At 51.4% G+C, this 16,130-nt stretch carries 13 protein-coding genes; 12 read left to right on the plus strand and 1 reads right to left on the minus strand.

The window, feature by feature from the left end; translation table 11 throughout:
• Positions 1 to 4 precede the first annotated feature (4 nt).
• The 5 genes from FJM74_RS11810 to FJM74_RS11830 all read left to right on the plus strand — a co-directional run bounded on the left by FJM74_RS11810 (position 5) and on the right by FJM74_RS11830 (position 6,363).
• Positions 5 to 1,954 carry an OmpA family protein gene (locus FJM74_RS11810; protein ID WP_187262813.1) on the plus strand — a complete coding sequence of 650 codons (1,950 nt, stop codon included), beginning with the start codon at positions 5 to 7 and terminating at the stop codon, positions 1,952 to 1,954.
• 262 nt (positions 1,955 to 2,216) lie between these two features.
• Entirely contained in the window at positions 2,217 to 3,383 is a 1,167-nt protein-coding gene (locus FJM74_RS11815; RefSeq protein ID WP_187262814.1) for an AIR synthase related protein, read from the plus strand.
• A gap of 108 nt (positions 3,384 to 3,491) precedes the next feature.
• The gene (locus tag FJM74_RS11820; RefSeq protein ID WP_187262815.1) at positions 3,492 to 4,178 is read left to right on the plus strand and encodes an outer membrane beta-barrel protein; all 687 of its coding nucleotides are present in this window, start codon (positions 3,492 to 3,494) and stop codon (positions 4,176 to 4,178) included.
• Between the two features lie 419 nt (positions 4,179 to 4,597).
• Complete coding sequence (locus FJM74_RS11825) at positions 4,598 to 5,551, plus strand: class I SAM-dependent methyltransferase (protein WP_187262816.1); 954 nt, start codon at positions 4,598 to 4,600, stop codon at positions 5,549 to 5,551.
• Between the two features lie 62 nt (positions 5,552 to 5,613).
• Positions 5,614 to 6,363, plus strand: a complete 750-nt coding sequence (locus FJM74_RS11830; protein ID WP_187262817.1) for a DUF4476 domain-containing protein — start codon at positions 5,614 to 5,616, stop codon at positions 6,361 to 6,363.
• A 204-nt stretch (positions 6,364 to 6,567) separates the two neighbouring features.
• On the opposite strand, the gene FJM74_RS11835 is transcribed toward FJM74_RS11830, so the two are convergent.
• Positions 6,568 to 7,068 carry a DUF4293 domain-containing protein gene (locus FJM74_RS11835; protein ID WP_187262818.1) on the minus strand — a complete coding sequence of 167 codons (501 nt, stop codon included), beginning with the start codon at positions 7,066 to 7,068 and terminating at the stop codon, positions 6,568 to 6,570.
• Between the two features lie 204 nt (positions 7,069 to 7,272).
• Here FJM74_RS11835 and FJM74_RS11840 point away from each other — a divergent pair, with 204 nt between their 5' ends.
• The 7 genes from FJM74_RS11840 to FJM74_RS11870 all read left to right on the plus strand — a co-directional run bounded on the left by FJM74_RS11840 (position 7,273) and on the right by FJM74_RS11870 (position 16,110).
• Complete coding sequence (locus FJM74_RS11840; protein ID WP_187262819.1) at positions 7,273 to 8,472, plus strand: acetyl-CoA C-acyltransferase; 1,200 nt, start codon at positions 7,273 to 7,275, stop codon at positions 8,470 to 8,472.
• Between the two features lie 120 nt (positions 8,473 to 8,592).
• Complete coding sequence (truA, locus tag FJM74_RS11845; protein ID WP_187262820.1) at positions 8,593 to 9,354, plus strand: tRNA pseudouridine(38-40) synthase TruA; 762 nt, start codon at positions 8,593 to 8,595, stop codon at positions 9,352 to 9,354.
• A 781-nt stretch (positions 9,355 to 10,135) separates the two neighbouring features.
• On the plus strand, positions 10,136 to 10,615 hold the full coding sequence (locus FJM74_RS11850; protein ID WP_187262821.1) for a hypothetical protein: 480 nt from the start codon (positions 10,136 to 10,138) through the stop codon (positions 10,613 to 10,615).
• Positions 10,616 to 10,632: 17 nt separating this feature from the next.
• Entirely contained in the window at positions 10,633 to 12,813 is a 2,181-nt protein-coding gene (locus FJM74_RS11855; RefSeq protein ID WP_187262822.1) for a T9SS type A sorting domain-containing protein, read from the plus strand.
• A 411-nt stretch (positions 12,814 to 13,224) separates the two neighbouring features.
• Positions 13,225 to 14,994, plus strand: a complete 1,770-nt coding sequence (locus FJM74_RS11860; protein WP_187262823.1) for an ABC transporter ATP-binding protein — start codon at positions 13,225 to 13,227, stop codon at positions 14,992 to 14,994.
• Positions 14,991 to 15,512, plus strand: coding sequence for a GyrI-like domain-containing protein (locus tag FJM74_RS11865; RefSeq protein WP_187262824.1), 522 nt, complete (start codon positions 14,991 to 14,993; stop codon positions 15,510 to 15,512). Before FJM74_RS11860 ends, FJM74_RS11865 begins: the two co-directional genes overlap by 4 nt.
• A gap of 61 nt (positions 15,513 to 15,573) precedes the next feature.
• Complete coding sequence (locus FJM74_RS11870; RefSeq protein ID WP_187262825.1) at positions 15,574 to 16,110, plus strand: hypothetical protein; 537 nt, start codon at positions 15,574 to 15,576, stop codon at positions 16,108 to 16,110.
• The last annotated feature ends 20 nt before the right edge of the window (positions 16,111 to 16,130 follow it).

A 16,130-nucleotide genomic window follows, 5' to 3' on the forward strand; every position in this document is an offset into this window, starting at 1 on the left:
GTTCATGCTTCAGATACAATCATTCCTGTTGTCCGCTTCCGGCCTGAAGCGACTGCCTGTTTTTGTGCTGCTACTACTTTTGTTGAGCGCCTGTGGAACCGGTCGCTACCTGAGCCAGGGCGATAAGCGGTTTGAGCAGGAGCAGTACGAGCGGGCCATTGAGTATTATAAGCAGGCCCTGGACAAGACCGACAGGAAGGGTGAGGTAAACTACAAAATAGCGGAGGCTTACCGGCTGTCGAACCGGCTCCAGCAGGCAGAGCCTTTTTACAGAGCCGCGCAGGGAGCCAATTTCCGGAAAGAAGACCTTAACTACCACTACGGCATGGCCCTGAAAGCCAACGGCAAGTACGAGGAATCGCAGCGGCAGCTGCAGGAATACCTGAAGGTGGCACGCAACGCCCCCTTAAAAGCCCTGGCCACGCAGGAAGTGGAGAACTATGCTGCTTTATCCGACATCCTTAAAAAGCACCCGGAGTTTGAGATTGAGCACCTGGAGACGCTGAACACTGAAGGCTCTGAGTTTGCCCCCCTGATCCTGAACAACGAGCTGGTTTTCTCTTCTACCAGAGGCGCCGGAAAGGTTTACATGGGCAACGGCGAAGGCTTTATCGATATTTATGCGGCCAACCTGAGCGATTCGCTGGCTGGCATCGGTACTTCAGTGCGGAAGTTCGAAGGCGTGAACCTGGATGGCATGCATGATGCCCTGCCTGCCTTTACGGCCGACGGACAGATTATGGTGTTCGCCCGCAGCAACGAAGGTACCCGCAAAGGCCGCCGGAACGTGAGCCTCTTTACCTCCTCGTTCCGGTCAGGTGCCTGGTCGGAACCCAAAATACTGAGCATCAACGATTCCCGCGCCTGGGACTCTTCTCCGGCCTTTTCGCCGGATGGCAAAACCCTTTACTTTTCATCCAGCCGCAGAGGCGGCCAGGGCGGTACCGATATCTATAAAACTACCCTCGACGAGAAGGGCCGGTTTTCAGCGCCCGTAAACCTGGGGCCCGACATCAATACGCCGGGCAACGAGAGCTTTGTGCACGTAGCCCCCGATGGCACCTTATACATCGCCTCCGATGGCCTGCCCGGCCTGGGAGGGCTCGATCTGTTCCGGATCGTAGACGGCAAGCCCGTAAACCTGGGGCCACCCATCAACTCTACCGGCGACGATTTCGGCATTGTTTTCAAAGACGTGGAGAACGGGTTTTTCACATCGAACCGTGAGGGTGGCAAAGGTGGCGACGATATTTATGCCTTCAGCAGGTCGGTTAAGAAGCGGGTCGATTTCTTTGTGGATGGTACCCTGTTCCTGCGCCGCGAGGGAGCACGCCAGCAAGTGCCCGTGCCCGACAATATTGTAGTGCTGCAGGATGAGAGCGGTACAAGGCTCCGCGAAACAAGCACCGACGCCGCCGGCAAATTTACCTTCAGCCTCGACAGCGCCTCTACCTACGCTGTGGTGGCCGAGAAATCAGGCTTCTTTACGGCCCGCCAGCGCATTAGCACGGTAGGCAAAATGCCGCCGCAAAGCGAACTGACTGAGGAGGTAAACGAAGTGCGTCTGACGGCGACGCTGGTGCTGAACGAGATCGTGCGCGAAAAGCCGATTGTACTCGAAAACATCTACTACGACTTCGACAAAGCTGAGATCAGGGAAGATGCCGCTCTGGAACTGGATAAGCTGGTGCAGATTCTGATCGACAACCCCCGTATCTCCATCGAGCTGAGCTCCCACACCGATGCCCGCGGCAGCGATGCCTATAACCTGGACCTGTCGCAGCGCAGGGCTGAGTCTGCGGTGGCTTACGTGGTTTCTAAGGGAATTGACGAGGAGCGCATTACAGCCAGAGGCTACGGCGAGAGCAGGCTGGTTGAAAAAAATGCCACCACCGAAGAAGACCACCAGCGCAACCGCCGCACCGAGTTTAAGGTAGTGCGGATAGCGGAGTAAACTCCCGATACAATTCTATACAAAAGCAGATCGGCAGCCCGGCAAACCCAGGCTGCCGATCTGCTTTTGTGCGATGCAGTAGCTTGTATAACGGAGGCAAACAAGGAGCAGAAGCAGCAGAAGGCTCCGGAGGGGCATTTTCATTCAAATAATTCAGGAGTAAGTTACTTGCCTGCTAGTGGTGGCAACGTCATAAATTTTAACTTAATTACCGCTCTCCTGCAAAGGATTTGTTAAATTTACAGGCAAACCATGCAGCACTATGGAAAATAGATATTTGCGTCGTGGCGTCTCGGCATCTAAAGAAGACGTGCACAACGCCATCAAAAACATTGACAAAGGCCTTTTCCCGAGAGCGTTCTGTAAAATTATACCTGATATTCTGACAGGCGACCCGGACTACTGCGCCATTATGCATGCCGACGGTGCCGGCACCAAATCATCGCTGGCGTACATGTACTGGAAAGAGACCGGCGACCTGAGCGTTTGGAAAGGCATAGCCCAGGATGCCGTGGTCATGAACACTGACGACCTGCTCTGCGTGGGCGCCACCGATCGCATCATGCTGTCGTCCACCATCGGCCGGAACAAGAACCTGATACCCGGCGAAGTGATTGCCGCCATCATAAACGGCACCGAAGAAGTGCTGCAGATGCTCCGCGACAATGGCATTGGCATCTACAGCACAGGGGGAGAAACCGCCGATGTAGGCGACCTGGTGCGCACCATTATTGTAGACAGCACCGTAACAGCCCGCATGCGCCGCGACGAAGTAATCTCGAACCACAACATACAGGCAGGCGATGTAATTGTAGGTTTCGCGTCTTATGGCAAAGCCAGCTACGAAGACGAGTACAATGGCGGCATGGGCAGCAACGGCCTTACCTCGGCCCGCCACGACGTGTTCCACCGCTACCTTTCCAAATCGTACCCGGAAAGCTACGACCCGGAGCTTCCTGTAGACCTGGTATATTCCGGAAACTACCGACTTACCGACGTAAACGAAGAAACAGGCCTGGAGATCGGCAAACTGGTGTTGTCGCCAACGCGCACCTATGCGCCTATTGTGAAGGAGATACTGCAGGGCTACCGCCAGCACATACATGGCATGGTGCACTGCAGTGGCGGCGCCCAGACCAAGGTACTGCACTTCACCGAAAATGTGCATATTATTAAAGATAACCTCTTTCCAACGCCACCGCTGTTCCGCCTGATACAGGAGCAAAGCCACACCGACTGGAAAGAGATGTACAAAGTCTTTAACATGGGCCACCGGCTGGAGATATACCTGCCGGAGCAGTATGCCAACGACCTGATCGCCATTTCCAAATCTTTTGGCGTGGAAGCTCAGGTAATAGGACGCGTAGAAGGCAGCACCATCAACGAACTAACCATCAGGAGCAGCCACGGCGAGTTTTATTACCCATAGCCGCAGCCTGCACGGCTACTCATAACTCCATTTTAAACCTAAAAGCTCACGGATCTGTAGTGCCCGTGAGCTTTTAGGTTTTATAAGATTACTTGGATTCAAGCAGCAATGAAAGTTATTTCCTTTGTCCTATTTTTGGTTTCTTTTGTTTTCCAGGCCCCGGCCCAATCCAATATTGCTAGCTCCAAACCACACCGCTTTTATGCAGGCCTCGGGCTCACCACCATCGACTACCATATTTATTATAAGGAGCAAAAATCGCCAGGTAATGTGCACACGGGTTATTTTGCCCCTGTGTATCTGAATTTAGGTTATAGTGTGAATGATAAGATAAACCTGCAAGTGGGGCTTAGTTATGGAGGCAGCACAAGCAAGAATGACTTGTTTAGGCAACCCCAGGATTCTGTAAAGTATAACTACTATGCACGCACAAATGTAGTGGCTTTATCACTGTCGATGCAGCACATTTTGTTTCAGGCGTTCAGGCGTTTCCCCGTATATGCTACTGCTACCTTAATGCCCGCCTACGGTATGTCGAAAGCAAAAACCGAGGAAACACGTAGCACAGGCACCACAACATATTGGGTAAAGGAAGCCGGAATGGATGTGTTTGCTACGGCAGGGCTTGGCTTCAGGTACAAAATAAGCCAGCGCATACAGGGTTATGTGGAGTATCTTCCCTTTAAGCATAACATCACAGGCAAAAACTCCTTCGAGCATGATTGGGATCAAACCTCTCCCAGGTTCAGAAGGATTATTAATTCCTTGAATTTTGGTGCTAATTATAGCTTTTGAGATCGAGGAGCAGCAGCAGGTGAAAATATCTCTGAAGGACCATTTCAATTCAAATAATTGAATTAGGCACTTGTTTAATAAGATTCAAATAGCTATAAATCAAATATTTAACATAAAATCTCAGAGCCAGTGTTAAACCAATATACACATTGAGGGTGGTCCTCAAAACCAGTAGTTTGGTAATTTTTTAAAGAAGGCACTATTGGCTATTAACTAAGTGCCTAATTCAATCAAATAATTAATACCCTGCCATGTAAGATGGCTTTTTGTGGCAAGGTTGGCTCCCTTTGTAATTGTGGTCAGAAGCATAGGGTAAGACTTAAATCTAAGCTCCCTTAGCAGGAATACTGGCTCCGAGGCTATAAATTCCTTCACTAATCCATACCTTGTGCCGATTATCAAGACTAATGTGGAAGAGAATGACTTGTAGGATTTGCGATAACTCAGAAAATAACACCACTTATCAGGCCCGTGAGATGATGTTTGGCCTTCGGACCACCTTTACTTATTTTCAGTGCGCCGCCTGCAAATGCTTACAGATCGCAGAAATTCCCGCCGACATTGCCTCCTACTATCCGCAGGATTACAATGGCCACGTAAGGCCCGAAAATAATTATTATAGTGGCATAAAAGGAAAGTTTAGAAAAAAGCGTTTCCAGTCCACTTTGTTTACACAAGATTCTTTTAATCAGGCATTTAAAGCCATGTTTCCGGCCGGTCAGTACGAGGTGCTGGGTATGCTCTCCATGCATATGCACACCAGGTTGCTGGATATGGGCTGCGGCACCGGAGGCTATTCTTACCCGCTGTATGAACTCGGCATGAAAAACGTGATGGGGGCCGATCCGTTTATTCCCGCTACCATTGTATACCCAAATGGCTTCAGGGTTCAGAAAAGCTTTATCGGCGACATAGAAGGCCAGTGGGATGTAATTATCTACAACCATTCTTTTGAGCACGTACCCGACCCACTCGATAACCTGCAGGCAGTGGAGCAGCTTCTGGCTCCTGAGGGCACCTGCGTAATTCGTATCCCTACTGTTTCGTCTTATGCCTGGGAGCACTACCGCACCGACTGGTTTCAGCTCGATGCTCCCCGGCACTTTTTCCTGCACTCCACCGAAAGCATAAAGGTGCTGGCCCAGAAAGCAGGGCTGGAGTTAGTGGATGTGGTGTACGATTCTACGGCCGCGCAATTTCTGCATAGCGAGAAATACAGGCAGGATATTCCGCTTCAGGAGAAGCAGCGCCGCACGTTCTCCACCTTTTTTAAACGAAAATACCGTAAAATAAAATACAGCAGGCAAGCCAATAAGCTGAACGCCGAGAACAGGGGCGACCAGGCCGCTTTTCTGCTGAAGCGGAAGAAATAGCCAGGGCTGATTTGGCATAATAATTGGCTTGCTATCAGTATGAGTTAAAACCTTGTACTGCTATGAAAAAGCTTTTACTTCCGCTTCTGCTTGCGCTACTGGCGCTGCCGGTATGGGCGCAGGCCTCTGCTGTAACCTTCAGCACCCAAAAGGGAGAGCCGTTCCAGATGTACCTGAACGGCAGGCTGGTGAACCCGGTGGCCCGGAACGTGGTGCGGGTGGCAAACCTGCAGCCGGGGCAGCACCTGGTGGAGTTTAAGATAAGAGGTCGCTTTGGTATTTACAGGACCGGCACCACCGTTATATTGCCCGCTGGCTATGAGTCCAGCTTTGTGCTGCTGGTAGGCGGGCGCAGTGGCAGAGTGCGCATACGGAAGTTAGGCGATGTACCGCTCAGGCCCCCGCTGAGCAACCCGGTGCCGCCACAGCCCGACCAACCAGATACCTACCCCGAGGAATATAGCAGACCGCAGCAGCCGGATCCCCCAGCCCAAAACCAGGAGGAAGAGGACTACTGCCACAACGTCATCACACGCTACGATTTCGATAAGCTGGTAGAATCCATCAGGGGCAGAAGCCAGGAAAGCACCAAACTGGCCATAGCCCGGGAGGCTGTTCGCAGCAACAGCATTACCGCAGAAGACCTGAAGCTGCTGCTCGACGAGTTTGAGTACGAAAGCTCCCGCTTAGAATTTGCCAAGTTTGCCTACAGCCAGGTGTGCGACAAAGAGCGGTTCTATTATGTGTACGACGCCTTTAAATTTGATACCAGCATACAGGAGATGGAAAAATTCATCAACAGCAGACGGTAAAGCAGAACATAGGTCGTAGGATTTTCAGAAACAGCTGCTTTTACATCCGGGTAAAGCAGGAAAGGCCTCCGCTATTGAGCAGAGGCCTTTCCTGTTTTATGATAGCAGCAGATCAGCTGGAGGGGCAATTTCATTAGAATAATTCAGAAATCACCAGGCTCAGCCCAGCCCTTTAAAGCAAGGCTTATGTGGCACTACGGCAGGCTACCGGAGCCTGTCTACAGAGCGCACCAGGTCTTCGTCGCGCTTAATGAAGCGGTTCGAGAGCGCATTGAGCAGCAGGGCCAGCACAGGCATGTAAAAACCCGCTTCGTAGGTGCCCGAAACATCGGAGGCTACCATGGTGTTGGCCACATAGTTGGCCTGGTAAAAGGTTGTGCCAAACAGCGCCACCAGAACCAGCGTATTAAAGAGGCCAAGTTTCATCTGGGTAAGGCGGCTCTTGAACTGGAAAATCTCGTATAGTGCAATTACGGCGGCAGCAATAGCCAGCAAACCAATGGCAATAGCCCCCTGCGACTGTGTGCTGCCGGTGTTGGTAGGCTCACCTTCGTTATTCAGGAAATGGGTGTCTATCGAAAAGGCAGTGAGCGTAACCGTCTGGCCGGATGTAGTGTCTGTTTTAGACCAGATGTCGATAAACAATATAGAGATCATGGACAGCACCAGCAGGAATAGAAAAACAGATTGGATTCTTTGGATCATAATAGCGTAAACTTAACTTTCAAAATCACGCAAAAGTAGACAAAATTCCCCTGAAGGTCTTAACCGGAAAATAAAATTAACGGCAGAGGCCAAATTAGTTTGATATATGAATCAGTGTAAGTAAGTTATTGAAGTCTTGAAAACGTGTTTTCCGACCTTCCGGAAGCATATGTCCTGTGTCCTGTTACCTGTGGTTTTATATTGATGAAAACGGCTTATATCATAGACGTGGTCCGCACGCCCGTCGCAAAGTTTGCAGGTTCCTTGAGCACCGTCCGCCCCGACGACCTGGCGGCGCATGTGCTCCGGCAGCTGTTGCTCCGCAACCCGCTCCTGGACCCGCACCTGCTGGAAGATGTTATCTTGGGCGCCGCCAACCAGGCCGGAGAAGACAACCGCAACGTGGCGCGCATGGCGCTGCTGCTGGCTGGGCTTCCGCAGGAGATTGGGGGCGTAACCGTAAACCGCCTGTGCGCCTCCGGCCTGCAGGCTATTATAGATGCTGCGCGTGCCATAGCCTGCGGCGATGGTGCAGCCTACCTGGCAGGAGGCGTAGAAAGCATGACCCGGGCCCCTTTCGTAATGGCAAAAGCAGCCGCACCCTTTGCCCGCACCGCCGAAGTGTACGACACCACCATTGGCTGGCGCTTCACCAACGGCAGGCTGTCGGCACTGCATTACCCGTACAGCATGGGCGAAACAGCCGAGAATGTGGCAGAAAAATACGCTATTTCACGTGAAACCCAGGATAAGTTCGCCCACCAGTCACAGCTTAGATACAGGGCAGCGGCCCAGGCAGGCAGGTTCAGCGCCGAGATTGTGCCGGTGCCGGTGCCACAACTCAAAGGCGAGCCGCATGTTTTCTCTGCCGACGAACACCCCAGGCTGGCCTCACTGGAGAAGCTTGCCTCCCTGGAGCCCGCGTTCCGGGAAGGAGGCACGGTAACTGCCGGCAACTCCTCCGGCATAAACGATGGTGCCGCCGCCGCCCTGGTGGTAGGAGAGGACCTGCTGAAGCAACTGAGTCTAAAGCCCCTGGCCCGCGTGGTAGCCATGGCAGTAGCAGGCGTAGACCCGGCCTGTATGGGCATGGGCCCGGTGCCAGCCACCCGCAAAGCCCTGAAACGGGCAGGGTTGACCATCCAGAACATCGACCTTATTGAACTGAACGAGGCCTTTGCAGCGCAGGCAGTAGCCTGCATGCAGCAACTGGAGCTGGACCCCGCCAAAGTAAACGTAAACGGCGGCTCCATTGCCATCGGTCATCCGCTCGGAGCCAGCGGCACCCGCCTTACCGCCACCCTGCTGCACGAACTGCACCGCCAGCCTAATGCCCGCTACGGCCTGGCCACTATGTGCGTGGGAGTAGGGCAGGGAGTAGCCGTAATTTTCGAGAAGGTGTAACAGCAGCAGAGTTTTTGGCTCCGGAGGGGCAAAAGCATTAGAATAATTGCTCCCCATAAAACAACTCATAACTTTTAACGCTTCACTCTTAACTAGACAAAGTCTTCTTACCTTTGCCCCATGCGGTACTTTCTGGAAATAGCCTACGACGGCACCCGATACCATGGCTGGCAAACACAGCCCAACGCCCACACCGTGCAGGAAGTGCTCGACGATTGCCTGAGCAAGGTGCTGCGCCACCCGATCAGTTCGGTAGGCAGTGGCCGCACCGACACCGGCGTGCACGCCAGCCAGCAGTTTGTGCACTTCGATGTGCCGGAGCCGCTGGATGTGGCCCAGGCCTGCTACCGCTTTAACCGCCTGCTGCCCGCCGATATAGTGGCCAGGCAGCTCTACAGGGTTCCAGACGATGCCCATACCCGCTTCGATGCCTTTGCCCGCACCTACCACTACCGCATCACGCTCGCCAAAGATCCGTTTCAGCGCTACTACGCCTACTACCTCAGCCGCCAGCCCCATGTGCAGCAAATGAACGAAGCCGCCCTGGCACTGCTCCGCCACACCGATTTTACCACTTTCTCCAAAGTGAAAGGCGATACCAGGCACTATAACTGCAGCATATACGAGGCCGCTTGGGAGCAGGAGGGAGATCAACTGCGCTTCACCATCCGGGCCAACCGCTTTCTGCGGGGCATGGTGCGGCTGGTAGTAGGCACCCTGCTCGATGTGGGCAAAGGAAAGCTCACGGTGGCGCAGTTCGAAGAAGCCATTGCCAGTCAGGATAGGAGCCGGGCCAGCGGGGCCGCCCCGGCTGAAGGATTGTACCTGGCACAGGTGGAGTATCCGGCAGATTTATTTTCAAAAGCAGCAGGTGATCTTTGATAGTTGCCATGCATACAGCCTGTTGTCTGCTCTTCTTCTGAACCTGGCTGCCGAGCTATTATATCACAAAAAAACAGACTTTTCAGGGAAAGGAAATCTGTCAGATGGCAATGGGCAAAGCACTTCTTCTGTAGTGAAAAACAAGCTCCTTCCTACTACCTGAATTCAGGTAGTGGAAAGCGCGAAATTTCCGTTAAAAACACGTTGTATATATATTATAAATTTTATATTTACATGAAAATGCAGAGCTAAAAAAAAGTTTATGTTTATATAAACAATGTTTTGGGTTATTTTAATAATTGAAAAAATAATTTTATACTATTAAAAAACTTCCTGGTATACTTGCTATAACATAGGATTAGTGTAGGCCGACAGGCTTAACATATAGTTAATTATATATTTACATACCAGCTTCACCTTCAGGATTATTGCTTTAAAGTGTTGTGTTGAAATAGAGATGAAGCCTGTATCCGGAAATTTATGATATATTTATTGTTCTAACTGATTTTTACTATGTAAAGGAAATTTACCTCCTCTTCTGTTCCTGCTCCTTGTATAGGAGAAACTGATATACCTTACCATAAAATCCGAATAATGCTGCCCCTGCGTTGTTTGCCATTAATCTGGCGCCTGCATGTGCGGTATTTAATGCTGATGTAAGCCAGCAATGGAATTATACATTTGCACGATCGTAGCCTGACAGCAATAATGCTGAATAGACTATCCCCGTAATGCTTTTATCGAAAAGTTAATAATTGCCCAACTATTTTATTTAGTCTTTATGAATCACAAAAATTCATTGGGGAGAACTGCGTCTGTAGCACAGGTCTGGTCTCCTGCCCGGAAGCTCCTATGCTTCTGTTTATTGCTGGGCTTCGGGCTCCTTTTTGCCCGGCCAGGCTATGCGCAGTCGCCCGAAAACGACTGGACCCTGCATAGCGCCAAAGACGGTGTAAGCCTTTATTACAGGTATGCCAAATGCGAGCAGCAGGATGTCGTGCTTATCAGGCTGAAAAACACGAACAAAACCGCTGTGGAGGCTTCCTGGAAAGAGAAGTTCATCTTAAGAGGCAAAGAAATCAGTGTAAACGATGGCCAGGCTAAAACCCTGCTCCTGCCTGCAGGCGAGGCTGTAATTAAAGACTGCACCCTGGCTGGCAACGCCGAAGAACTCCTGACTCCCGCCTTCAAGTATGTGTCGCTGCTTCGCAAAGGCGTAACCGGCTTCGAGGTGTACGATTTTGCAATTTCTTCTAAATAATATTAAGCACTCTTTATATGAAGACAATTTTACGCGCATTACTCTTACTGGTATTCGTAACAAGCAGCCTGCAGGCTTTTGCCCAGGGCAAAGTTTACATCCGCACCAATACGTGCGGGGCCTTCTGGGAGCTTAGTGGCAACGAGGTGGCCATGGAGGCCGTTTTTGGCCCCGGAAACTGGCAACAGCAGCACTTCGAAACTACCAATGTCTCCGCTTTATTTTCGCAAAGCAACGACTTCATCTTTATAGAAGGAAGTAACTGCGGCACCGAAGAGATGATTGAGTTTCTGGATGCCAACCGTGCGGCCCTGGAGAAGTGGGTGAGCGAGGGCGGTAAGCTGCTGATAAATGCTGCCCCAAGTGAGGGTCCTTACACCATCGATATTGGCTTTGGCGGCGTGCAGCTTTCATGGGCAGAAGATGGTTCTTATGGCTTCTACGGCGAGAAAGCAAACACAAAGCACCCGATCTTTAGAGGACCTCTTAAAACAGTGGGCAGCGAGTGGAGCGGCAGTGCCTTTGCACACCATAAAGTGCTTGGCGACGGGCTTACCAGCATCATCAAAGACCTGGAATCAGATGAGGTATACCTGGCTGAGAAAAAATGGGGAAATGGCACTGTTATTTTTGGCGGACTTACGCTGGCCTTTTTCCAGGGCGACTACGGCGACTGGGCTCCGGCAGACGAGGTGGCCAACATCCACCGGAACCTGCTCTCTTATTTAGGAACCAACGAGCTGGAGTTCTCACCTGCCGGCACAATCTCTTACTGCCATGGCACAGAACTAACGGTGCCTTTTAATGCGGTAGGTTTTTACAAGCCAGGCACTGCGTTCACGTTGCAGCTTTCTGATGCGGCAGGCAGCTTTGGCTCTCCTGTTACCATTGCCACGTTTACAGATGCAACAGCAGCAGAGATTTCGGCTGCTGTTCCTGCCCATATCCCGGCTGGTTCTGGCTATAAGATCAGGCTGGTAGTGAGCGACTATGGCCTAATTTCGGCTTCGGGCAACCTGACTATTAACGCGATGCCAACCTTTACTACCACCAAGACCGCTGTAAGCTGCGTGGGTGGCAACAATGGTTCTATTACTGTTACTGCCGTAGGTGGTAATCTGTATGCGATTAATGGCGGAGCCTATAGCACACAAAATGTATTCAGAAATTTAGCTGCCGGTACGTATACCATTCAGGTTAAAGCAGCCACCGGTTGCGAGTCTGTAGTGCAGACAGTTGAGATCGGAACCGCTCCTGATACAACCTTGCCTACCATTACAGCCCCGGCTGCTGTTACTGTTCATCGTGGAACTTCCTGCGGTGCAGTTAGTGTGGCTTTGGGTACTCCGATTACAGGCGATAACTGCTCAGTCGCTAGCGTAACAAACAATGCCCCTGCTACTTTCCCGTTAGGAACAACCACTGTAACCTGGACCGTGACAGACAAGGCTGGGAACAAGGCTACCGCTCTACAGCAAGTAACTGTGGCAGGAGAATCGTCTGCTCTGGCTGTTTCTGCTTCAGGAGGAGCTGGTGCAAACACAATTGTACTGGGCTACGAGTCGCAGACCATTACGCTTACAGCCGCGGCAGGTGACAGCAATTATGGATGGTCTCCGGCTACCGGCTTAAGCAAAACCCTAGGGGCTACCACGGTGTTCACGCCAACGGCTGCCGGTGTTTACACCTTCACGGCAACGGCTACCACTACACAAGGCTGCCCTGTTTCAGGATCTGTTACCATAACGGTAGTAGATGCGCGCTGCGGCAACAAAAACGACAAAGTGCTTGTGTGCCACAATGGCCAGGAAATCTGCATAGCAGCAAGTGCTGTAAAGGCTCACCTCGCCCATGGTTGCTCTGTAGGGCCTTGCAGCAACACAGCTGCCATTGCTTCTGTTTCTAAGGATAAAAAAGCGGTTGCGCTTGAAGTAGAGGATGAAAGCCTGGAAGCTTACCCGAACCCATTCGGCGAGTCGACTCAAATCAGCTTTACCTTGAAAGAGGCCGGCAGCTACCGCCTGGAACTGTTTGATGCGAAGGGTGTGCTGATGAATACCCTGGCTACAGGCGAAGGCGTGGCAGGAGCCACACATGCCTATCAGCTAAGCGGCAGCAAGCTGGCAAAAGGTGTTTACGTGGCCCGGCTCGTAACGGCTGGTGAAGTAAAAACCATGAAGATCGTTCTGAACAAGTAAGCGATTTCATTTTTCTGGCATCCTGCGTGTAAGAAAGCGGGTGCAGAAGCTTCTGATAAGCAAGGCCCCAGCTATTTCAGTCGGGGCCTTGCTTTTTTGCTTTCAGACCGATGCTACCTAGCAATATGAGAGCAGCGCTTCAGGAAGGGCATTTTGATTCAAATAATCTGGTTTAGCACAAACCCCGCAGCGTGCGCAGCTCCTGCGAGCGTTTTGTTGGGGAGAGATTCTGTGCAGCTTCTTGTGCACGAACGGTAGTGGCAGCTAAGCCACAGCCAAAATCCGGCAGCGGTAAGAGGCATTATCCCGTCTAAAAATCTTAACTTTACAATCTGTTAGGAGCAGGAGCACGTACAGTAGAGACTGAATTTGCGTTAGCTTAGATCCTACAACTACAAAGAATTCTGAAATTTGGAAAATACGCCTAAAGCAACAGGTAAAGCATTCGACTCCGATGTGCTGAAGCGGCTCTTCACGTTTGTGAAGCCCTACGGCAGGACGTTTTACTTTATTGTTTTCCTGACCTTTGCCTCTGCCGTGCTTTCGGCGGTGCGGCCCTTCCTTATCCAGTACACCGTAGACCACGATATTCTGGAGAACGACTGGGAAGGCCTTAACCGCATGTTCGTGATACTGGCCGTGCTGTTGGTGGTGCATGCCATCGTGCAGTACCTGCACACCTACTTCGCCGGCTGGCTGGGGCAGCACGTGGTGCGCGACATCCGTGTAAAGCTCTACCGGCACATCCTCAACCTGCGCCTCAAGTTCTTCGACCGTACGCCCATCGGCACGCTCGTAACCCGCAACGTGTCGGATGTGGAAACGCTCTCCGATGTGTTCAGCGAAGGCCTGGCAGCCATGATCGGTGATATTCTGCAGCTGGTCTTTATCGTGGGTTTCATGTTTTACATCGATGTGAAGCTGACGCTGGTAAGCCTCTCCACCTTTCCGCTGATGCTGATAAGCACCTACATTTTCAAGGAGAAGATAAAAGGCACTTTCCAGGAGGTCCGCACGGCGGTGGCAAGGCTCAACTCGTTTGTGCAGGAGCATATCACGGGCATGAGCATTGTGCAGATCTTCAACAACGAGGAGCGCGAGATGGAGAAGTTCCGCGAGATCAACAAAGAGCACACCCGTGCCAACATCCGCTCGGTACTCTACTACTCCATTTACTTTCCGGTGGCCGAGATTATTGCAGCGGCCGGTCTGGGCCTGCTGGTGTGGTACGGCGCCTACGGCGTGCTCGACGATAGCATTACGCTGGGAACGCTCATGGCCTTTATCATGTACATCCAGATGTTCTTCCGCCCGATACGGCAGATTGCCGACCGCTTTAACACGCTGCAGTTGGGGGTGGTGAGTACCGAGCGCCTCATGCGCCTGCTCGACAGCAAAGAGATGATCGCCGACAACGGTTCGTTTGCCCCAGCCACGGTTAAGGGCGATATCTCTTTCCAGAATGTATGGTTTGCCTACCAGAACGAGGAGTGGGTCCTACGGAATATCTCCTTTGATGTAAAGGCCGGCGAATCGGTGGCTTTTGTAGGAGCAACGGGTGCCGGCAAGACATCGGTGATCAACCTGCTCAGCCGCTTCTACGAAATCAACAGCGGCCATATTCTGATAGACGGGCACGACCTGAAGGAGTTTGACCTGAGCGCGCTGCGGCACCACATTGGGGTAGTGTTGCAGGATGTGTTCCTGTTCTCCGGCACCATTGCCGACAACATCAGCCTGGGCAACAAAAACATTACGGAGGAGCAGATGTGGCACGCCGCCGACCTGGTGGGAGCCCGCAGGTTTATTGAGCGTCTGCCCGGTGGCCTGCATTACCCGGTTATGGAGCGCGGGGCCACCTTATCCGGGGGGCAGCGGCAGCTGATCTCGTTTGTGCGCGCCATGGTGTACAACCCGCAGATCATCATTCTCGACGAAGCCACCTCCAGCGTAGACTCCGAAACCGAAGAGTTGATACAGTACGCCATAGAGCAGCTGATGCGTGGCAGAACCTCCATCGTGATTGCCCACCGCCTCTCCACCATCCAGAAAGCCGATAAAATTATAGTAATGGACCGTGGCGAGATCAAAGAGACCGGCAACCACGAAGAACTGCTCCGGCACAATGGTTTCTATGCCCAGCTCTACCAGATGCAGTACAAGAATATGATTAACTTATGAATAAACGATTTTTAGCTATTATGCTGCTCCTGATTGCCCTGGGAGCCATTTTTTACGGTTGGTTGGGAGGCTTTAGCGGCACTACCGTTACCAGTGCCAGCTCTGAGCAGTTACTTGTGGCCGGAAAGCCCTTCAGGGGGCACACCAAAGACGAGGCCCTGGGCAACACTTTCCGGCAGGTGGCACAGGTGCTGGACCAGAAGGAGCTGGCGGGCGTGCCGGCCAACATCTACTACAACAATCCCGACGAAGCCAACGACACCATCAGCGCCTTTATCGGCGTGCTGGTGCCCGACACCACGCAGCAGCTGCCGGCAGGCTTCGAGCTGCGAACCGTGCCCGCTGACCGCAAAGTGCTGCGGGCCGAGGTAAATGCCCACTACATGCTGGCTCCCAACAAACTCTACCAAGCCCTCTTCGACCACGCTGAGAAGCATAATCTGAAGCTGGAGCCGTTCTACGTGGAGTGGTTCCCGGAAGATAAGAAAGGTGTGGTAGAGGTGCCGGTGCGGGAGTAGTTGAATTATTTAATTTAAAACCAAAGAGTTAAATGCGGAATAAAATCAAAAGATAGTAGTAATGGATTTGGGGTATTATCGTAAACCAATGAGGCTGAGTGAGAAGGTAATTCCAATGGTGTTATTATTTCTTGTAACTGTCTCCATTCTTTGGGTTAACAGTACAGAATATCCTTCTGTACCCATTATGTTTTTAGTTATTCCTGTTTTATCATTTTTTACCATTGTGCTTCTCTTTCCCCCTGTGTTCTATATACTTAGGATAGATATGGGGAATTACTATAATTGCCTATTATGGCTGGTGCCTTTGTGCCTTTTAGGATTTAGCTATAATCATGACTCAATTAACAGCACCTTCCTTGCTTTAGTTAAACTGCCATTAGGCCTTTATGTCTATTTGCATATGATGAGAGTATTTCATTTTATAGAGACCAAACAGCAACCTGCAATCGGAGCTACTTGGTTTAGGAAAGGGGATAAAGATGAATTAGCGAGCAGGAAGATCAGTAGTGATGATATAGTGTTTAACATGCTTTACACTGTTATTCCTTTGGCATGTATAGTTGTTTACGCATGGATTAGGGAAGTTTACAAATAATTGCAGAACAAAGATTGGTG

This window comes from Pontibacter beigongshangensis, assembly GCF_014332515.1.
Lineage (GTDB): Bacteria > Bacteroidota > Bacteroidia > Cytophagales > Hymenobacteraceae > Pontibacter > Pontibacter beigongshangensis.